14 protein-coding genes are annotated in these 20613 nt (G+C 62.6%); 7 read left to right on the forward strand and 7 right to left on the reverse strand.

All coding sequences use genetic code 11. The features are described from left to right. The first annotated feature begins 7 nt into the window (after positions 1 to 7). Together ACPQ6D_RS17905 and ACPQ6D_RS17910 are read left to right on the forward strand one after the other, a co-directional pair. Complete coding sequence (locus ACPQ6D_RS17905; protein WP_423225718.1) at positions 8 to 2881, forward strand: PA14 domain-containing protein; 2874 nt, start codon at positions 8 to 10, stop codon at positions 2879 to 2881. Between the two features lie 141 nt (positions 2882 to 3022). After that, positions 3023 to 3931 carry a carbohydrate kinase family protein gene (locus tag ACPQ6D_RS17910; protein ID WP_423225719.1) on the forward strand — a complete coding sequence of 303 codons (909 nt, stop codon included), beginning with the start codon at positions 3023 to 3025 and terminating at the stop codon, positions 3929 to 3931. Positions 3932 to 4245: 314 nt separating this feature from the next. On the opposite strand, the gene ACPQ6D_RS17915 is transcribed toward ACPQ6D_RS17910, so the two are convergent. The 4 genes from ACPQ6D_RS17915 to ACPQ6D_RS17930 all read right to left on the reverse strand — a co-directional run bounded on the left by ACPQ6D_RS17915 (position 4246) and on the right by ACPQ6D_RS17930 (position 6504). After that, on the reverse strand, positions 4246 to 4833 hold the full coding sequence (locus ACPQ6D_RS17915) for a hypothetical protein (RefSeq protein ID WP_423225720.1): 588 nt from the start codon (positions 4831 to 4833) through the stop codon (positions 4246 to 4248). 45 nt (positions 4834 to 4878) lie between these two features. Next, on the reverse strand, positions 4879 to 5775 hold the full coding sequence (locus ACPQ6D_RS17920) for a hypothetical protein (RefSeq protein WP_423225721.1): 897 nt from the start codon (positions 5773 to 5775) through the stop codon (positions 4879 to 4881). Further along, positions 5772 to 6188, reverse strand: a complete 417-nt coding sequence (locus ACPQ6D_RS17925) for an NAD(+)--rifampin ADP-ribosyltransferase (RefSeq protein WP_423225722.1) — start codon at positions 6186 to 6188, stop codon at positions 5772 to 5774. The genes ACPQ6D_RS17920 and ACPQ6D_RS17925 overlap by 4 nt, the downstream gene beginning before the upstream one ends. Before the next feature lie 100 nt (positions 6189 to 6288). Continuing rightward, positions 6289 to 6504 (reverse strand): type II toxin-antitoxin system HicB family antitoxin, encoded by a 216-nt coding sequence (locus tag ACPQ6D_RS17930; RefSeq protein ID WP_423225723.1) that lies wholly within the window; start codon positions 6502 to 6504, stop codon positions 6289 to 6291. A 384-nt stretch (positions 6505 to 6888) separates the two neighbouring features. Between ACPQ6D_RS17930 and ACPQ6D_RS17935 the strand changes: the two genes are divergently transcribed. Further along, complete coding sequence (locus tag ACPQ6D_RS17935; RefSeq protein WP_423225724.1) at positions 6889 to 10854, forward strand: PA14 domain-containing protein; 3966 nt, start codon at positions 6889 to 6891, stop codon at positions 10852 to 10854. Positions 10855 to 10958: 104 nt separating this feature from the next. Continuing rightward, complete coding sequence (gene ppk1, locus ACPQ6D_RS17940) at positions 10959 to 13073, forward strand: polyphosphate kinase 1 (protein WP_423225742.1); 2115 nt, start codon at positions 10959 to 10961, stop codon at positions 13071 to 13073. Between the two features lie 9 nt (positions 13074 to 13082). Here ppk1 and ACPQ6D_RS17945 read toward each other — a convergent pair whose 3' ends face one another. Then, positions 13083 to 14201 (reverse strand): saccharopine dehydrogenase NADP-binding domain-containing protein, encoded by a 1119-nt coding sequence (locus tag ACPQ6D_RS17945; RefSeq protein WP_423225725.1) that lies wholly within the window; start codon positions 14199 to 14201, stop codon positions 13083 to 13085. On the opposite strand from ACPQ6D_RS17945, the gene ACPQ6D_RS17950 reads away from it, so the two are divergent. The 3 genes from ACPQ6D_RS17950 (at position 14179) to ACPQ6D_RS17960 (ending at position 17822) form a co-directional block, all read left to right on the forward strand. Beyond that, positions 14179 to 14841: a hypothetical protein gene (locus tag ACPQ6D_RS17950; RefSeq protein ID WP_423225726.1), complete on the forward strand. Its 663-nt coding sequence runs from the start codon at positions 14179 to 14181 to the stop codon at positions 14839 to 14841. The two genes, ACPQ6D_RS17945 and ACPQ6D_RS17950, sit on opposite strands and share 23 nt — an antisense overlap. 2333 nt (positions 14842 to 17174) lie before the next feature. Beyond that, positions 17175 to 17438 (forward strand): hypothetical protein, encoded by a 264-nt coding sequence (locus ACPQ6D_RS17955; protein WP_423225727.1) that lies wholly within the window; start codon positions 17175 to 17177, stop codon positions 17436 to 17438. A 30-nt stretch (positions 17439 to 17468) separates the two neighbouring features. Continuing rightward, positions 17469 to 17822: a hypothetical protein gene (locus ACPQ6D_RS17960; RefSeq protein WP_423225728.1), complete on the forward strand. Its 354-nt coding sequence runs from the start codon at positions 17469 to 17471 to the stop codon at positions 17820 to 17822. A 408-nt stretch (positions 17823 to 18230) separates the two neighbouring features. Here ACPQ6D_RS17960 and ACPQ6D_RS17965 read toward each other — a convergent pair whose 3' ends face one another. Beyond that, positions 18231 to 19181, reverse strand: a complete 951-nt coding sequence (locus ACPQ6D_RS17965; RefSeq protein ID WP_423225729.1) for an RIO1 family regulatory kinase/ATPase domain-containing protein — start codon at positions 19179 to 19181, stop codon at positions 18231 to 18233. A gap of 518 nt (positions 19182 to 19699) precedes the next feature. Then, a complete protein-coding gene (locus ACPQ6D_RS17970) occupies positions 19700 to 20539 on the reverse strand; it encodes a hypothetical protein (protein ID WP_423225730.1) in 840 nt (279 codons plus the stop codon). Positions 20540 to 20613 lie beyond the last annotated feature (74 nt).

Raw genomic sequence — 20613 nt, forward strand, 5'->3', positions numbered from 1 at the left:
TATAAGATTGTCCCAACTGCTTGCACTGCTGGCCGCAGCCGTTCTGGCCTGGCAAGGCTTACGTTCGTTTGCAACCCCGCCCTACACGGCCGATGGCTGGCTGTGGATGGCAGGGGCCGCCGTGCTGGCAGCATTTGCTTACTCGCGCACGGCCGGGCTTTCGCTGAAGATCGCCCGCGGGTTGTTCAGCGAACCAGCCCCGCGCCATACCTGGGGCTGGGCCGGGCGCTGGCCGCTGCTGATTGGCCTGGCGTTTTTGTTGGTTGGCATCGGCGCCAACGTCTGGGCCAATTTGACCCTGTATGAAAAGGTCTACGACATCCCCGCGACGGTCGCCTGGACTGCCAGCCTGCTCCTGGCCTTGCTCGGCATCGGCTTGATGCAGCGCCGCCAGCCGGACGCGCTGACCCACGGGCCGGGCGGCAGTGTTTCGCCGGACGCGCTGACCGATGAAACGGGCGTTCAGCGTTCAGCATTCAGCATTCAGCATTCAGCCTGGTATCGCCGCCTGCCCTATCTCGAGCTGGCGTTGGTCGCGCTCCTGGCCCTGGTGGCGATCTTCTTTCGCGTCTATCGCTTGACCACGATGCCGCCCGGCATCTTCATTGATCAGACCAACGGGGCCCTCGATGCCCTGGCGGTGCTGGAGGGCCGTCAGGCCTCGCCGTTTGGCACCAGTTGGTACGAAATCCCGACCATGTATGTCTATTTCATGCTGGGCATGTTCAAGCTGCTGGGCACCACCTGGTTGGCGCTGGTTCTTGCATCCATCGTGCCGGCTGTGCTGACCGTACTGGCGGTCTATCCGCTGGCGCGGACGCTCTTTGGCGTTCCATCAGCCCTCGCGGCGATGGCCTTCATGGCTTTCAATCGCTGGCACATCAACATGAGCCGCTGGGGCTGGATCGAAGTCTCCACGCCGCTTTTCCAGGTGCTTTGTGTTCTCTTCCTGGTGCGCGCGGCCAAGAATCGGCGCCTGCTCGACTTTGCCCTGGCCGGCCTCTTTCTCGGCCTCGGCATGTACAGCTACCTGGCGATTCGCATGGCCGTGGTCGCCGTGGCGCTCTATGTCCTTTACCGCCTGCTTGTGCAGCGCGGCTTTTGGCGCATGGGCGTGGGCCTGGCGCTGATGGCCTTGCTCTACCTGATGACCTTCTCGCCGCTGGCCGTCCACTACAGCCGCAACCCCTTCACGTTTCTCAACCGCTCGCAGCAGGTCAGCATCTTCAATGATGTCAAACAGGCTGGCTCCTACCAGCCGTTGTGGGAAAATCTGCGCCGCCATGCGGAGATGTTCACCGTGCGCGGGGATACCAATCCCCGCCACAATCTGCCGGGCGCGCCTATGGTGGACCCCGTCACGGGCGCGCTGCTGCTGATCGGCTTCGGCTATGGCCTTTGGCGCGTTTTCGATCACCGCTATGGCCTACTGCTGATCTGGATACCCGTTACGCTGGCCGGCGGCGTGCTCTCCTCGTTGATCGAAGGCCCGCAGGCTTTTCGCACCATCGGCGTCGTGCCGGCCGTCGCCATTCTGGCCGGCGACATGCTTGCGCGCGGTTGGGTCGTGCTGCGCAGCGCTTTGGATCGTGGCTGGGCGCGGTCTTCTGACCACGCGCCGGGCGCATCGCCGCTGACTCCATGGAGCCGGTGGGCGTGGCTGACTCTCCTGGCGCCCGCGGCGCTGCTCGCCTTCGCCGCCTATGCGAATTACACTGTCTTCTTCGACCGCCAGGCGCACGACGACACGGTGTGGCAGGCCTTCTCGCCGGTGGAGACCGCGGTGGCGCGTGAAGTGCAGAGCAAACTGTCTACGCACACGCTCTACCTGGCGCCGCGTCTTTTCTACTTTTCGCCGCTCATCTTCTTGACCTATCGTGCGCCCAGCGAGGGCGGAGGCGGTTTGAGCCAGAAGCCCTATCTGATGGCGCAGCCGGTGGATGACCTTCCGCTGCCTTCGCTGTCCGGTCAGGATGCGCTCTTCTTGCTTGACACGCACTACCAGGACTTGATGGAGTTGTTTACGGTGTACTACCCCGGCACAACGTCACACATGGTCACCGGCCCACGCGGACAACCCCTGTATCTCAGCGTCAACGTGCCAGGCGGTGAAATTGCGGCTCTGCATGGTCTCAACGGCGACTATGGCGGCGTGGCGCGGCGCGATAGCCAGATCAACTTTACGTGGCCGCAGGATTGGCCGGCCGGCGCGCCGGTCGCCCCCGTCACCTGGACAGGCAGCCTGCGCATGCCGCACACCGACCAGGTAGACTTTCGCAGCGACGGCAATCTGCAGATTGACGTGGACGGCCAGACCTGGACAGGCGCACGCCTGTTGGGCAAGGGCCTGCACGCGCTGCGCATTACCCAGGCCGATCCCGCCTCTGCTGGCCGCGCCGCGCTCTATTGGACGCAGGCCGGACAAGGCGAACAGCTCGTGCCCGCGGAGGTTCTGTTCGGCATTGGCCTGCCGCAGCATGGCCTGGTGGGCACATACTATAGCACGGAAAACTGGACTGGGCCGCCTGCCTTTACCGTCATCTCTCCGCTTGTACTGTTCGCCTGGGCCGAGAACGAGCCGTGGGCAGGGCCGTTCAGCGACAGCTTCAGCGGCGAATTGGAAGCGCCGGTGGATGGCAGTTACTTCTTCAGCGTCAACGGCGATGACGGCGTGCGTCTTTGGCTGGATGGCAAGGTGGTCGGCGAAGCCCTGCAGCCGGACACCGCCAACGAGTTCAATGCTACTGTTTCACTGACCGCGGGTCGCCATGCCATCCGCGTAGATCATTTTCAGCGTGGGGGCGGCAAGGCCCTGGAACTGTGGTGGCAGCCGCCCAACGGTCCGCGCCAGGTCGTGCCGCCAAGCGTGTTGTGGCCGTGATGGAGATCATAGATTAGGGATCAGAGATTGGAGATCAGAGATTGGGAGTGAGTCTGTGGTTTCAGCCGGTACAATCACGACGCGCCAACTCGGTCTCCGGTCTCCAACCTCCGGTCTCCGCTCTTATGTACGAGGAGAACCATGTCGCGGATTCTAGTCTCCGGCCTCATCAACATCGAGACCACGCTCAAGGTTGACGGCTTTCCATTGGCCTATGCGCCAGTCCGCTATCCCTTTTTTGGCGTCAACAGCAGCGTGTCCGGCGTTGGCTTCAATGTGAGCAAGGCGATCAAGACGCTCGGTCACGACGTGCGTTTCCTATCCCTGATTGGACAGGACCTGGCTGGGGCCATGGTGCGCGCGACCCTGGCGCAGGCAGGCATCTCCGCTGATTTGATTCTGAGCGCGCTGCCCACCACCGCGCAGTCGGTGATCTTGTCCGACCCCAGCGGCAAGCGCCAGATTCATGTGGATCTGAAGAATATCCAGGAGCAGGTCTATCCAGAGGAGAGTTTCGATGCCGCGCTGGCCGGCTGCGACGCGACGGTCCTGTGCAACATCAACTTCTCGCGCCAGTTCCTGCGCCGGGCGCGGGCGGCCGGACGCCTGGTTGCCACCGACGTGCACACCATCAGCCGGCTGGACGATGACTACAACCAGGATTTCATGGCCGCAGCCGATGTGCTGTTCATGAGCGATGAACTGCTGCCCATGCCGCCGGAAGCCTGGGCGGCCGAAATCATGGCGCGCTACGCGCCGCAGGTGTTGGTGATCGGCCTGGGCGCGCAGGGCGCGCTGCTGGCAGTCCAGCGCGATCGGTTTGTCGGCCGTTTTCCAGCGGCGTCCGTGCGGCCGGTGGTCAGCACCATTGGGGCCGGCGACGCGCTTTTTTCTGCCTTTGTGCACGGTTTCGTGCGCACCGGTGATCCGTACCACGCGCTGCGCCAGGCCGTCGTCTTCGCCGCTTACAAAATCGGCGTCACCTCCGCGGCCGACGGTTTCTTGGATCAAACCGCGCTCGATCGGCTGTGTCAGGATGCGCTCGACTGAGCTGAGAATAGGCCGCGGATGAACGCGGATCGCCGCGCATTGCTGCGCATTGCTTGCTTGTGTCCACGGTTGTGCGCGGCGCGCATGGGCAAGTGACCTGGTCCTGAGAACCGGCTGTTGACCGGCGCTGACCAGTAGTTCCAAATCTGGCCTGGTTTTTGACCACAGAGATCACAAAGAACGCAAAGGAGCCGCCCATTTGCACCTGAGCTGCCTTTTCTTTGTGTTCACCCACACCCGCATGTGTTCTTTGTGGTTGGATGTGTGCAACATTTGGAATTCCCAGGCGCTGACGGCGCCGGTGGTGGGCATTGTCAGGGCAGATGCACGATGGTGGGCTTGTGAAGCAGGCTCGAATCGTCTCCGATGATGAACATACCCGGAAATCGGCTGAAACCCGCATGTTCCACGACGAGGTTGAGTCGGCCGGACGCGCCAGATACGTCGAACGTCCGCGTCACCGTGACCGCTTCACCAGGCTGTAGCAAGACGCTGAACGGCGCTTCCTCGCGCGGCGCGGCCGCTTCAAACCGTTGCCCCTCCTCATCCAGCACGGCGACAACGACGCCGTTTTCGCGTTGCGGCGCTCTGCGCGCGCGATTGGACACACGCAAAGTGACCGTGAGCTCCGTCCCCTTTAACAACTCAACGCGCGCGATATCCTCCACGGCAACGCACCAATCATCGAAACACCGATCTTGCCCAAGCGCCATGACGCGCGGCGGTGAAGCCAGCGCAACCAGCGCGATGACGCCAAGATAGAGCGCCAGGCAAACGCCAAGCGCAGCCAGCAGCCTGACGGCTTGGCGGCCGCGGCCGCGCAGGGCGGTGGCGATCACCACGGCCAGCATGGCAAGGGATGCAACGACAATCACGATGAAAAGCAAGTCAAAGATCGTCATTGTTGTTGATCTGCGCTAGCGAGGCGCGCGTTCGATCTCCGATCTTCAACGACTGCTGAAGACGCCGAGTTTGTAGGGGTAATCCGCATGTTGGTCTATACGCATCAGCCAACTTTGCTCGGATATGTGAGAGGTGCAAGGCCCATACGTGAAGAGCCTGATCCTTCTGCTTTGTGATTCTCCCCGCAGCTTGGCCAACACGTCTTGCAGGATGCGACCCCGAAAGGGCGTGTACATGAAGAAAACCGTTCCTGCGGCGTAATCGGCGGCGCGTGCGTCGGCGTTGATGAACTCGACGCGTGGCAGGTTGAGGTCTGCCGCACACGCGCGCGCATAATCGCAATACGCTGGCTCGAATTCGATGCCTTTGGCCGTCGCGCCGCTGAGCAGGTTCAGCAGGATGGGAACGTGACCCAAGCCCGAACCCAAATCGTAGAAGGCATCGTCTTCCGTGAGCTGAGCTTTCTCCGCCAGCTCAAAAATGATTCGGGCTGGAGTCTGTTGATAATACACCATCTCTGGCTCCCTCGATTTTGTCTCGGACGGGAGAGCCTGCGTGAGCAGCAAGCCATTGATGAACAGATCCAGGCTATCATAGCCGCTCCCATCTTGTTGGCGGCGGCCGCTTGCGTCAGGCCTGACGTAGTCTTCAACCAGAGTCTTGAATGTTGTTCCGGTGCAACCACCCATGCGGATGTCTGCGCGCAGCCGTTGAAATAGGGCGTGATCAATGGCTTCCAGTCGGCGCTTGACGCTCTCCGCCGCCTCTTTCCATGCGGCCAGTTCTGCAGACGCATGGTTCGTTTGCAGCAGTCCCTCAATCCGATCAATGACGTTGAACTCGATGAAATCTATGGCTTCGACGCGGCTGACGAAGCGCTTTTCGTCGTAGAGAGCCGTGTTTTTTTCGACGGCCTCAATGTCTGAACGTATGTGGTTCATTTTGCATGGCTGATTTCTCTATCCACTTTACGGGCGGCTTCTTCTCCCAATAATAAACCGGCCAGCCGGCGGCGGATTTCGGCTCGGTATCGGTGAGCACTCCGCGCACGAGTTGCAGGTTCCGCCGCCACACACGACTCAATAGCTAGTTCGGCTCCCAGAGGCGACAAGGTCGCGGTCATATAGACTCGGGGGCTCGTGCGTTCGGCGTGACCGTAGTTGGAGCGGTATCCGGGACTGATCAGATCTCCCGGCTTCAGGTCGGCCTTCGTGCCGTGGTAGAATGGCCCCGAGATCACATTGTCTGGCGCTGCCAAGTCGCTCGCTTCCCTCATGCCACGCGACTCTGCCGGTCGAGCGTGCCCCCGTGCGTCTAACGGCACAGGGTTCAGCCGCCGCCTGATGGACGACATACCGCCCACGACCGCCCACGGTAGGCGGTCGGCTGGAACCACCTGTAGGCCCGTGCCCCCGAACCCTGGCCGCCCACAGCCCTACCTAATACAGTTGACTTTATGCGGGTATGGCGATGTACTCCGCAAATGAGTGCGACTGGGGTACCGGCTGTTTGTCTTCGAGCAACCCGCGCACATGCATATCAATGGCTTCATGCATATTGCGCGCGACTTGGTCGCGGGTCTTGCCGGTCGCCACGCAGCCAGGTAAATCGGGCGAATATGCCGAGTAGTTTCCGTGCGCTTTTTCGATCACAACCAAGAAGCGATGCATCTTTACTCACCTGTTTCCGTCCGTCCCTTCGCAAGCTGTGCCTGCTTCAGGACGCTATTAAGTGCGCCAGGGGCCAGATCATCACCGCTTTTCTGGCGCCACTTGAACCAAGCCGACTGGAAGTCATCGTGGCGCAACACATCGCCCAGGGAACGCCACCTCGCCCCATCAGCCGCGGGTAGGATCGTGACTCGATCATGGCCATGAGTCTACAGCCTGTCACCTGATTTGTCAAAGAGAAATGACCGCTGCACCCCGGCCTCGCCCACGCAGCGATTCACGCGGCCATTCCGGCGCTGAGCATGGAACGCGCATGACGCTTGATTTTGACCCCCCAAGCCTGATTGGCAGCAGACCTACTCTGTGCTAAAATAGGCGCACAGTTTGCCAAATAACCACCTTTTTCTTCCCCCAGCGATTGGTCATATGCGCAAAATCGGCATTATTCTACTGGCTTTTATCATCGCGCTGCTCGGCGTTTCCATGCTGCGCAGTCCACAGGCCGACCCGCGACGGGATGCCTTGCTCCTGTTCTTGCTGGCCGGCCTCATCATGGCGCTGGTCGCCCGCCCGCTCGCGCCGTGGCCTGACCTGAGCGCGCGACCGGGGCCGCGGGATTGGCCGCGCTGGGCTTTTGGCCTGACCATTCTCAGCGTCATCCTGGCCGCGGCCGCCATTGCCCTCTTCTGGCAGGCGCCGCCGGGCGATCTGCAGTTCACGGGGCTGCCGTTGACCTTGTGGCTCATCAGCATTCCTCTGTTCATCGTCGGCGCCTGGCCCAACGGACGCGACCTGCCTGCACCGGCTGTTGCGCCTGTGCTCGCTGAGGCAACACCAGCCGCTGCCGAGCCGCCAGACGCGCTCGAAGTAGCCCCGGCCCAGGAAGCGATCCCGACGCCGGTCGTGACCACGCCCAATCCGGCGCCGGGTGCGCGGCGGTCGTTCGCAGCCGCGCTGCGCACGTGGCTTGCCAGGCCGGAAATCATCGCGCTGATCATTCTGCTTGCGGTCGCATTTTTCTTGCGTGTCTACCAGATCAACACCTTCCCCAACGGCTGCCAATCGGACGAGTGCAACAACGGCATGGACGCGCTCAAGTGGCTGAATGGCCGGCCGTATACGCCCTACGCCGAGACGAACGAAGGCCAGGCCACGCTCTTCACGTACCTGATTGCCCTGATGTTCAAACTGGCCGGCGTAGGCGTAACGCAGATGCGCCTGGTGTCGGCGATCGTGGCTACCGCCAGCCTGCTGGCCTTCTATTTCCTGGCGCGCGAGCTGTTCGACTGGCGCATTGCCCTGCCGACCACGGCCCTTTTTGCCGTCAGCCGCTGGCACCTGACCTTCAGCCGCATCGTCTACGAGTTGATCATGGTGCCGCTGGTCGAGAGTCTTCTCTTCCTTTTCTTGATCCGCGCCGTGCGCTATGGTCGCCGCCGTGATTGGGCCTGGACCGGGCTGATGCTGGCCCTGGGCATGAACACCTACACCGCGTTCCGCGTCGTGCCCTTCGTGGTCGGCATCTTTCTCCTCTACTGGCTGGTGACGCATTGGCGGCAGTGGCGCGAGATCGTCGAAGGTGGATTGGTTATGGCCGCTGGCGGCATCGTCGGCGCGGCGCCGCTGGGCGTCTATATCATTCAGCACTGGTCCGTGTTCATCGGCCGCACGCGCCACATCTCGGTGTTCAACGACATCGAGAACGCCGGCGGTTCGCTCAAGCCGCTGTGGGACAACCTGGACAAGGTCCTGTGGTCGTTTCATTGGCGCGGCGACCTGGCCGCGCTCAACAATCTGCCGGGCGCACCGCTGCTCGACGCCGTCGTCGGCGCGCTGGTCATCCTGGGCCTGGCTTACATGCTGCGCCATCTGTGGCGGCCGCTGCCCTTCCTCAGCTTCACCTGGATTATCGTCGTGGGCAGCGTGGCCGTGCTCTCCGTGGCGCATGAGGCGCCCACTGCCCGTCGCCCCATTGGCCTTCTGCCCGTCATCTTCCTGCTCGTGGGCCTGGTGCTCGACCGCGCCTGGGATGCCTATCTGACCGCGTGGCGGCTGCCCAAGACCGAGCCGGCGCGCACCCGCACGCTGCAGCGGGCCGGCCAGCCTTTCCTGCTGGCCCTGCTGGCTCTCGTGCTGTATGTCGGCGCGGTCAACGCGGACACCTTCTTCAACAAGCAGGCCAAGGACCCGTCGGTTTGGCGCGCGTTCAGCGCGTCGGAGGCGGCCATCGGCCAATACCTGCGCGACCTGCCTCCCAACGCGCAGGTCTATCTGTCACCCGCCTTCGAGCGCCATTCCGCCGTGGAGTTGATTAGCCGGCGCCGGCCCTACACCCTGCTCAACCTGGCCGAACACCTGCCGCTGCGCGATATCCAGGCGGATCGCGATGTGGTCTATGTGATGGAGGCGCTCGATCAGCGCCTGGTGCCGCTCATGCAGCAGATCTACCCCGGCGGCGTCGCCGATTATCACCGCGATCCCTTTGGCGCCTCGCTTTTTGTCAGTTATCGCGTGCCGGCCGCGGCCGTGGCGCAGGGCCGCGGCCTGATTGCGCGCTTCTACCCTGGCGCCAGCACCGACGGCGCGCCCACGATTGAGCGCCGCGACGCGCCGATTGATTTTGACTGGCGGACCACCGCACCGCCGCTGCAGGCGCCCTTCAGCGTGCGCTGGCAAGGCGCCCTGTATACTGGCGGCGGTTACGGCGAGTATACTTATGAACTGACCGCCGACGGCGCGGCCGAGCTGTGGATCAACGACAAGCCGCTGCTGCAGATCAAAGAGGCCGACAGCCAGCGCACGCAGGCCATGACAGTCACCCTCCCCGGCGGTTTCCAGGGCATTGCGCTGACCTACAACAGCGGCAGCCAGCCGGGCCGTGTACGCCTGGCCTGGAGCGGGCCTGGCATTCAGCTGGGACTGGTGCCCGCGGACGCACTTTACGCCCTGGAGATTGCCAACAGCGGGCTGATCGGCTACTATTATCCCAACGGCGACGCCAGCGGTCAGCCGGCGCGGGTTCAGCACGACATCTTCGTCTTGGCGAACCCGGTGCTGCCGGAACCGTTCAGCATCGTCTGGCGCGGGAAAATCGCCGCGCCGCAGAGCGGCCAGTACATCTTTGGCACGCGTGCGGACGACGGCGCGCAGGTCTTCATCAACGGCGCGTTGGTCGCAGACAACGGCGGCTCCCACGGTTCGGAGTATCGCGAAGGCAGCATCTTCCTGGAGCAGGGTTTCCACGACATCGAGGTCAAGTATTGGCAGATTGGCGGCTCGCGCGATTTGCAACTCTGGTGGCAGCCGCCTGGCGGCGCCAAAGAGATTGTGCCATCCATCTATCTGTTCCCGATCCAGGATGCCATGCCGACCAACATCGTGCTGCCCGCACCGCCAGCCCCGAAACCGATCGAGCCGCCCAGCGTGGAGGAGCCGGCCGCCGGGGGCGAGCAGTCGGGCGTCGTAACGCAGCCGCCAGCCGCCGCAGCCGGCAAACTGGGCAATTTACCTGATCTGGCTGCCACGGTGCTGTGGCAAACGGGCGCATGCGGCGCGGGCAACGGGCAGTTCAACGAGCCGCGCGGCGTGGCCGTGGATGCCCAAGGCAATGTCTACGTGGCCGACGCAGGCAACCGCCGCATCGTCAAGCTCGATAAGGCTGGGAAGTTCATTACCGCCTGGGGTCGTGAGGGCGAGGGCGATGGACAGTTCCTGGAACCGTTCGACCTGGGCGTTTCACCCGACGGTACATTGGTTGTTCTCGACGCCGTGCAGCAGCGCATGCAGCGCTTCTCGCCTGACGGTCAGTTTGCAGCCGCGTTTGGGGTTGAGAACACCTTCTACCGCCCGCGCGGCCTGTGGGTTGACGGTCAGGGCGGCCTGTGGGTGGCCGACACCGGCGGCGTTCGCATCCTCAAACTCGATCAGGCCGGCAAGAAGCTGTCGCAGATTGGCGGCCGGGATGAACCGCCGATCGGCCAGGGGCAGCCCACCGATGTAGCCACCGGCCCAGGCGGCGATATCTGGGTGGCCGAAGCAACAAACGGCATCCTGTGGCACCTGGCGGCCGATGGAACCATCGTCAAGTCTGTTAGCTTGACCTCCGCTGGTACGCTTGAAGGTCCGCATCTGGCAACTGGCCGCGATGGCCGGCTGTACGCGACCGATCCAGAGAGCTTCCGCGTCGTCGTCCTTGCGCCGGACGGCGCGCCCGTGGGCCAATTTGGCGCAGAGGGTAATGGGCCGGGTCAATTCCGCAAACCGTTGGGCATTGCCGTCAGCGCAGAGGGCCAGGTCTTTGTCGTAGACACGCTGGCCTGCAAGGTCACCGCGTTTGCCGCCGTGCCCTGACGCATCTATAATCTATTCGTCTGCTGCCTGTTAGGTATGAATATCGTTGTCGAGGTGGAACTGTGCCAAAGAAGAAACTGCCGCTGGATCTTAAATTGGCGACCATGAGTGAGACTGCGCCTGAGAAAGCGGTTTCGCTGCGCGACTCCCTCTATCTCAACCGCGAGTTGAGCTGGATCGAGTTCAACCGGCGTGTACTCCAGGAAGCGCAAAATCAGAATGCCCCCTTGCTCGAGCGCGTCAAATTTCTGTCCATTTTCAGCTCCAACCTCGACGAGTTCTTCATGATCCGGGTCTCCGGCCTGCGAGAGCAGATTGCCGCCGGCGTGACGCAGCGTACGCCCGACGGTATGACGCCGGCCGAGCAGTTGGACGCGGTGCGCGCGGCCTTGCTGCCGCTGCTGGATGAACAGACGCGCGTCTTGACTGACGATTTGATACCGAAACTAGCCGGCCAGGGCATTCGCTTGCTCAACTATGATGAGCTGACTCCGGCCCAGCGCGCGGCGCTGCGCACCTACTACGAGCGCGAGATTTTTCCCGTCCTCACTCCGCTGGCCTTCGATGCCGCCCATCCCTTCCCGCGCATTTCCAATCTGAGCCTAAATCTGGCCGTGCTGATCAACGACCCCGAGTATGGTGAGCGGTTTGCCCGCGTCAAAGTGCCGTCCAACCTCGCGCGGCTGATTCCCCTGCACGAATTGGCGCCGCTGACGCGCGCGCAGGACGGCTCTGCACCCTTCCCATACAAGAGCATGGCCTTTGTCTGGATCGAGCAGGTGATTGCCGCCAACCTGGCTGACCTTTTCGTGGGGATGGAAATCATGGCGGCGTACCCGTTTCGGATCATTCGCGACACCGACATTGAAATTCAAGAAGATGAAGCGGACGATCTGCTCTTGACCATTGAGCAGGGGATTCGCCAACGCCGTTTTGGCAACTGCGTGCGCTTGGAAATTGGCGCGGGGATGCCGGATCGAGTGCGGCACACGCTGCTGGAAAAACTGCAGCTCGATTCCGGCGCGGTCTATGCCAGCAGCGGGCCTCTTGGCCTTTCCAGCCTGATGGAACTGCACAGCCTTGACCGCCCTGGTCTCAAAGATCGCCCCTTCCCCGCCGCAGTGCCATCCATCTTCAGCAGTGAGAGCGATATCTTCAGCGCCATTCGGCGGCAGGACATCTTGCTGCACCATCCCTATGACTCGTTTACGCCCGTGGTTGATCTCATTCGCACGGCCTCCGAAGATCCCAACGTGCTGGCAATCAAAATGACCCTCTACCGCGTTGGCAGCCGTTCGCCCATCGTTGATGCGTTGATGGAAGCCGGCGAAAACGGCAAACATGTTGCGGTGCTCGTCGAGCTCAAGGCGCGCTTCGACGAAGAAAACAACATCGTATGGGCGCGCGCGCTGGAACGTTCCGGCGTACACGTGGTGTACGGCGTCTTGGGATTGAAGACGCACTGCAAGCTGGCGCTGATCGTGCGTCGTGAGCGCGACGGCATCCACCGCTATGTCCATCTGGGCACCGGCAACTACAATGCGACCACGGCGCGCATTTACACCGATCTCGGCTTGATGACGTGCCGCGAGGACATCGCCTCGGATGTCTCCGACGTGTTCAATTTTCTAACTGGTTTTTCCAACCCCAAAACCTACCGCAAGTTGGGGGTGGCGCCCGTGTCCCTGCGAGAAACCATCCGCGACCTGATTCGCAACGAGATCAAGTACGGCAAGGATGGACATCTCATTTTCAAGGTCAATGCACTGCTGGACCCGGCCATGATCGAAGACCTCTACAAAGCTTCGCAAGCCGGCGTGCGCGTGGATCTGATTGTGCGCGGCATTTGCTGCATTCGGCCCGGCTTACCCGGCGTCAGTGAAACCATTCGCGTCATTAGCATTGTGGGTCGTTTTCTGGAACACAGCCGCATCTACTACGCTCGCAACAACGGCGATGAGCAGGTTTACTTGAGCAGCGCGGATCTGATGCAGCGCAACCTCGATCGTCGGGTGGAGGCGCTCTTCCCCGTGGAGGACCCGGCGCTGAAGACGGTCGTCAGGCAGCAGATTCTTGATCTCTGCCTGGCTGATACGGTCAAGGCGCGCCAGCTCAATTCAGACGGCTCCTACACCTGGGTCAAGCCCGACGCCGACCATCCGCCGCTTGACAGCCAGCATTCGCTGCGCTACAACCGCACCCCGCTCGGCGCCTTTTGAACTGTCCCCTCAGCGAATCTCGATGCCCATGCGCTGCATGTCGTGCAGAAGTCGCTGCGGCTCGACGATAGAGGCCTGGAACCACAATCCAGGCCGTCGCGCGCTGCCGTCGAGCACCTGCAGCAGGCTGGCGACCACCGGAATGGCCGTGAACCAATAGCCGTCCGCATGGGATAGTGTGAGATCGAAGCGCTTGGGCTGGCCCTGCACCTTGCCGCTGGCTTCCAACCGGAGCACCGTGCCGTAGGGCGGCCGCGAGAAGCGCTGTAGGCCCCAGAGCATCCAGCGGGCCATGGGACCGAGCGCCTGCGTGGGCGCAATGCGCATGGCAACCATCGCCAGCGGCAGCACCAGCATATCCACGAACCAATTAAAACCGCCGACATTGAAACTGACGGCTTCCAGGTCAGGATACAGACCGGGCAAGCCGCGCATTTCCTCCAGGAACATCGGCACGGCGTATTGGCGGCCAAAGGGCGGGCCGAAATCCATCATCTGCGGCAGCCACAGGCTCGTCCAGCGCGCCTGGCGCCAGGCCCCATCTCGATACTCCAGCGCCTGATACCCCGCCAGCTCGCGCACCATCTCTTCGGCCGTGCTGATCCCGATTTCCACGCGTTTCCAGTCTTCCTTGATGACGCTCGCCACGACCGCGCGTTGTAGATGATCGAACTGCGCGGCCGCGTGGCGCACGAGCGCCGCGGGCAGGCCAGGGTGAAAACCGCCGTCGGTGATGAAACAGCAGCCGGCCGCCTCGATTTCAGACGCGAGGCGCTGCAACGCGTGCACCTTGGCCGTCGCGAACTGCACGTCCAGGTAGTCGGTTCTGGTGTCCAGGGCCGCCCGCGCCACCTCGGCCACATGATCGGCCGTGCTCGACGCGATCACCGCCAAGCTGCAGCCGGCCATCGCGCGGCGCAGACTGCTGACATCCGCGGCATCGGCGGCCGCCGCGGTGACGCGCGGGCTGCCGGCCTGCGCATTGAGGGTCGCCGCCGCGGCCTCCGCCTTCACCAGCGAGCGCCCGGCAACCACCAGCCGGCAGTCGGTCTCTTGCAGCAGCAGGCTGGCAATCAAGCGGCCGGTGTTACCGTAGCCGCCAAGAATGAGGATTGAATTAGTAGGCATCGCAAGCTCCTCCTGTTCAATTATACACCTGAAGCTCGCTGACGGGTATGCCCAGGTCGGAGATTGGAGATCAAAGATCATAGACCAGAAACTACAGGGGCGTCATGCGCTGAACGGCTTCGACACCTTCGACGGCGGCGGCGGCTCGCCCCCTTCCAGTCCGCTGCTCGGATTGTACCGTTTGCAGAATGGCCGCCTGTCCCGTCAGGCCGTGCCTGGCGTGATCCGCGTGCTCAAGGTCGCGCCGGATGGCGACCTCTATCTGGGCGCGGGCTGCGGAGTCTGGCGGCGGCGCGCAGAACAATGGGAAACGCTGGCGCCGTTGGACTGTGCACAAACCACCTTTCGGGGCGCTTTTTTCCCGTTTGATTTTGCCTTCGCCCCCGATGATGTGTGGGTGGGTGGGATTTACGCGCTGGCGCATTGGGACGGCGTAGCGTGGGCGCAGGTCAACGTGCCGGCGCGGCGTTTGCTCGTCGCGCCCGATGACTCGGTCTGGACCGACGGCTGGGACGGCCGCGCGGATTCCAACTGCTGCTTCTGGCGTGTCACCGGCAGCGCCTGGGTTACCTACACGGCCAGCGCCGCGCTGCCCGTCTCGCCGGATTTGCAGGCGGACATCCGTGCTCTGCGCCGCTGAAATCCCCGTCGCAGCCCTGCGGCGAGATGACGACCTCAGAGGCGCGCGAAGCACTCGCAAGTCAACGCTGCGATGTCCACGTTCCCCTGCGAGGGTTGGGCGCCTGGTAGGCGACCAACCTTGCGCAGGCTCGTCGGGTAAGGAGCACGCGCCGCGCCGGGCGATCTCGCGCTTGCCCGGCGCGGCGTGGAGCAGCCAGCCTGCGCAAGGGGATGACGCCATCCCCTCGCAGGGCTGCGGCGAGATGACGACCTCAGAGGCGCCGACGCACTCACAAGTCAACGCTGCGATGTCCACTGGCCCCTGCGAGGGTTGGCAGGGGAGAAATCGGTCAACCTTGCGCAGGCTCGCCGGGTAAGGGGCACGCGCCGCGCCGGGCGATCTCGCGCTTGCCCGGCGCGGCGTGGAGCAGCAAGCCTGCGCAAGGGGATGACTCCACCCCCTCGCAGGGTTGCGGTGAGATGACGACCTCAGAGCGCGCGACGCACTCACAAGTCAACGCTGCGATGTCCACTGGCCCTGCGAAAGTTGGCAGGGAGAAATCGGTCAGCCTGCGCAGGCTCGTCGGGTAGAGCACGCCGCCGGACGATCTCGCGCTTGCGGCGCGGCGTGCGGCAGCCAGCCTGCGCAAGGGATGACGCCACCCTCGCAGGGCTGCGGCGAGATGACGACCTCAGAGGGCGCAACGTGCTCACAAGTCAACACGGCGATGTCCATTGACCCCTGCGAGGGTTGGCAGGGAGAAATCGGTCAACCTTGCGCAGGCTCGTCGGGTAAGGAGCACGCGCCGCTGGACGATCTCGCGCTTGCCCGGCGCGGCGTGGAACAACCAGCCTGCGCAAGGGATGATGCCACCCTCGCAGGGCTGCGGCGAGATGACGACCTCAGAGGCGCGCGACGCACTCACAAGTCAACGCTGCGATGTCCACTGGCCCCTGCGAAATCGTTGGCAGGAGAAATCGGTCAACCTTGCGCAGGCTCGTCGGGTAGGAACGCGCCGCGCCGGACGATCTCGCGCTTGCGGCGCGGCGTGCGGCAGCCAGCCTGCGCAGGGATGACGCCACCCTCGCAGGGCTGCGGCGAGATGACGACCTCAGAGGCGCGCGACGTGCTCACAAGTCAACACGGCGATGTCCATTGACTTCCTCGCCGGCCGCGGCGGACAACGCAGTCAGAGGAGCGCAACGCAGCCACAGGCAATGCGCTGATGTTCCGTGACCCTGCGCGCATGGCATCAGGATGATGCGTGTCATGGCGCGCGGTGGGCGGATCAAGCAGAATAGTGATAGTTTCCTGGTTTGTTTCTTTTGTCCATGCTGTGACCCTGACAGCGGTGAAAGAGTCCGGAGGTCGCTGCAAATGCTGGTCGTTCACCTGGCATTGAAGCGGCTTTTGTTTCCGCACAGATTGGACACACAGGATTCCCACCGTGTTGATTTCGCTTTCCCACTCCCGCTTGCGTTCATCGAGTAATAGAATCAATCGCAATTGAGAGGTCATGGAGGCCGATGATGACAGATACGAACAACACGGAGCAAGGGCGATTCGCGATCAAGATCATCGCGGTCGCGATCTCATACCTGGCGGTGCTCCTGGTCACGTAGGGCTTGCCCATGCGGTGATGTACCTTCTGAGGCAACGCCGCATGATTTCTCCTGCAAGGAGGTGACCGATTCCGCTTGCCGATTGTCAGGCGCTCGTGGCTTTGTACAACAGCACGAACGGGGCGCAGTGGGGCCTTGCTGCAGGTTGGCAACAGACGAACACTCCTTGTGCCTGGGGTGGAGTAACCTGTGTCAATGGAAGCGTCGGCTTGCTCAATCTAGCGGGAAGGGCCTACAAGGTTTTATTGCGCCAGAATTGGGCAATCTGAGCGGATTGTATGTGCTCGACTTGAGCTACAACAACATCACTGGCAGCATATGCGCCCACCCTGGGCAACTTGACGAATCTCAATCGCCTGAGAATATTTAGTAGTCATTTGGGCGGGACAATTCCGCCTGAATTAGGCAACCTATCGAACTTGCAGTTGCTTCAGCTATCCGAGAACGAGCTGGCGGTCCGCTACCGCCGACCCTGGGCAACCTGTCTCTCCTTGAGGACATGGCCATCGAGTTGTGCTTTCTGAGCGGAGAGATTCCCCGAACTGGGCAATCTGCATAACCTGCGCCAACTTTCGCTCTATCGTAACCGAGCAGGAAGCCATTCCGGCCACATTCGAAATCTGACCAACCTGGAATACCTCTCCTGGGCACCAATCACTGAGCAGGCCGATCTCACCAGAACTGGGCAAGCTGACGCAGGTTCAATACCTGGATTTATCCAGTAATCACTTGAGCGGCTCGATCCCGTCCGAACTGGGCAACATGAGCAGTCTGCTCGGACTCGAACTAAGCGACAATCAGTTGTCGGGCGAGGTTCCGGCTGAACTGATGCAGCCGCCGTACTTGTACTCGGTCAGTGTGGACTACAACATGGTGACGCCCACCGATCCAACGGTGGTTGCGTGGCTCGACATGGTGGATCCGGGTGGGAGTACACCCAGACGGTGCCGCCGAGCCATGTACAGGCCACCCTGGTCGCCAGCCAAAGCGTAACCTGACCTGGACGCCGATTCCACACCTGTGGTGGGAAGAAGGCTTTATGAGGTCAGTTATGCGATCAGGCCAGGCGGGCCTTATGTGGTGCATGGCACGACGCCTGACAGGGCGACCGACCACTATGCGGCCGCTGATCTACCGCCCGCCAATCTCTATTGTTTCGTTGTGCGCACCTTCACGGCGGCCCATTTCTATTTTGCCAACGAATGGTGGAGCGCCTACAGCCCCGAAGTCTGCGTGGAGCGCCGACCGCGTGCGCTGCACAGTTTTCGGCCACGGCGACCTTTAGGGCCGTTCGCTCTGCACCTCTGGTCGCTGGTCGCTCCTATGTCGGGCGCTTCCAGTCAGGTAACTACCTGGGACTTCCGTGAATTGATGTAGCGCTCTCACCCCTGGTTTCTCGCAGAAACCAGGGGTGTGTCTTCGAGTCGCGGCCGAGCAAGCGGTCAACGCGGGCGCAGGCTCGCCGGGTAAGGGGCACGCGCTGTGGCGAGCGATCTCGGCTGGCCCGGCGATTCGTGGAGCAGCCAGCCTGCGCCAGGGGATGACGCCATCCCCTCGCAGGGTTGCGGTGAGATGACGACCTCAGAGGCGCGCGACGCACTCACAAGTCAACGCCGCGATGTCCCCTGACCCCTGCGAGGGTTGGCAGGGGAGAAATCGGTCAACCTTGCGCAGGCTCGCCGGGTAAGGGGCACGCGCTGTGGCGAGCGATCTCGGCTGGCCCGGCGATTCGTGGAGCAGCCAGCCTGCGCAAGGGGAGCCGCGCAGGCTGGCTGCATGGTCAGTTCACAGCCGGGCTTCCATGAAGGCTTGCCACAGGTTGGCGGCCAGGACTTGCGCATCGGCCTGAATGTCATAGCGCGCGAAGTACTGGCACAGGCGTTCGATGTCGCGCTGCAGCAAATCGAACGCGTGCGGATTCTTGAGCGCGACGACCGCCTGTGGGAAGTCAATTACCACCGCCCTGCCCTCCCAGTACAGAATGTTATAGGCCGACAGGTCGCTATGGATGCGGTTGTGCTTCAGCATCAACTCCACGTGCCACAGCAGGCGCTTGAACATGGCGCGCGCCGCGCGCTGACTCAACACCACGCTGTTCAGGTTAGGCGCGGGGTCGTTGATATCGCCCAGGTATTCCATCAGAATGGCATTGCTGACGTGGCCGACCGGCCGAGGCACATCCGCGCCCGCCGCGTGCAGCAGCTGCAGCATGTCATACTCGTGTTCGATCCACGAGAAGGTGGTTACCTCGCGGCCGAACTCCGTCTTCTTGGCGATCGCACGCTTGATTCTGGCCCCGCGCACGATACCCTTGCCCTCATCGTCCAGCATCAGGCGCCCCTCTTTGTAGATGGCGTCATTGCGCATGGTGCGGTGCGCCTGCGGCCGGTAGATTTTGGCCGCGATCAGCTCCAGTCCGGTGCCTGGGTGGGCCTGGCAGCAGTAGACATTAGCCTCCTTGCCGCCCTTGACGCGCGCCAAGACATCGGTGATGACATGGTCGCGATAGAAACCGCCGAGCGCGGCCTGCAGCAGCGCTTCCTCACTGGCGCCCGCGCCGAAGGTCATGGTCATCTGGTTCTCATCGCCAAGCAAGGCCGCCGTTTCTGGCATGACCACCCGCGGCCGCTGCGGCGTGGGCAGTGCACGCGGCCCTTTCTCTGCCCGATGCGTGCGCCGATCGGGCACGAGGTAGGGGATAAATTCCTCATTGTCTTCGTAAGAACGCAAATTCATCGTTCTGGTGCTCCATCGTAACGGTACTCATTTTTGTCTTGTGTCGCTGACACGCGTCGTTGGATTAAGCCAGAGGTCGCGGCCAGGGCCCGGCCTCTGTGGACAAACCACCCTTTCGTTGCCCTGCGGCGGTGAACAAAAAACGGCCACAGGAACCAGGTCCCGTGGCCGCGCCGATTCGTTGGCGGATGCCGTTGTCTGTGTCCAAAGCAGTTCGTGCCAGCAGGTGCGTTGAGACGACCATGCAGGCGTAGGCGGTGGCTGGAGCAGAGAAACAAAACGGCCACGGGTTGAACGTGCACCCGCGGCCGTGAGAGGTCAGGCTAATGCTGTGAACAGAAGCCGGTTAGGACTCCCGCAGACACAGGGCGCACGCATCGAAGCAGACAGGGAAGGAAAGTTCTTGAGTTGTCATGCCTGACGGCGCCCCCTTTCAGATAAGTTGGCGAGAGTTTAACACACGTAGCCGGATAGGGCAAATTTCGTCCGGCGATCATCAGCCTGGTCGCTGGCCGATCCTACCGGCCCTGGCGTTGCAGCGCCATGAATGAGCCAACCGTTGCCGCCAACGCCGCGCTGCCAATGATTAACGGCAGGAGGGAGGATTCGCCGCCGAGGAGCGCCAGCACGGCGAGGATGAACGACAGGCCGTTGAAAACCAGGGCCATCACGGATGGCAGGTGCCACTGCGACCACGTGCGGCTGCGCAGTTGATAGAAGCCCATGATGCCGTAGCCCAGGGTCGCGGCGCCGCCTTGACGATACAGGAAGGTATCCGTGCCGGCATAGCCAAAGATACGCGCCACCGTCGTCGGGACGAAGAGACCCAGGGCGCCGACCAGCGTGGCCACAATGGCCAGGAACCAGACGAGCGCCACCAACCAGGCCGCGATATCAGGCGCGGGCTGCGGCGCCGCGCGGTGGCGCTGAAGCAGCGAGGCGGTGATGGCGGTGATGCTGATGGATGCGACCAGGATCGCGTAGACGATCCACGTGGCGTTGCCGTCGAGGATCGCCAGCGCAATGGCGTAAAGCGAGCCGAGGTTAAAGGTTAACGTCGCAATCACCACGATGCGCACAGGGAGCCAGGCCTCCTGGCGCAGCGCCAGGAGGAGCGCGACCGCGTAACCGAGGGTCGCCGCGCCGGCCAGCCGATAGATAAAGGGATCATTACCAGTCGCGCCGGCCAGGCGGGCCAACAGCCCTGGCGCCAGCAACGGCAGAAAGCCGAAGACCAGTCCGCCGACAAGGGGAACGGCAAGCAGTAGTTTTTCTTGGGGCGTCAAGCGCTCCAAGGGTGCGACGCCTGCGCGGCCGCCGGACACGCGCCCGGTGTTCGAAGCGGTTCGTGTTGACATGACTGAATTCCTCCTCACCTGATGTCTCTTGCTGCATGATTTCCAGAGGCGCTGTGTTGCGCCGCCGTCTTGAA

It is taken from the genome of Candidatus Amarolinea aalborgensis, assembly GCF_900491745.1.
Lineage (GTDB): Bacteria > Chloroflexota > Anaerolineae > SSC4 > Amarolineaceae > Amarolinea > Amarolinea aalborgensis.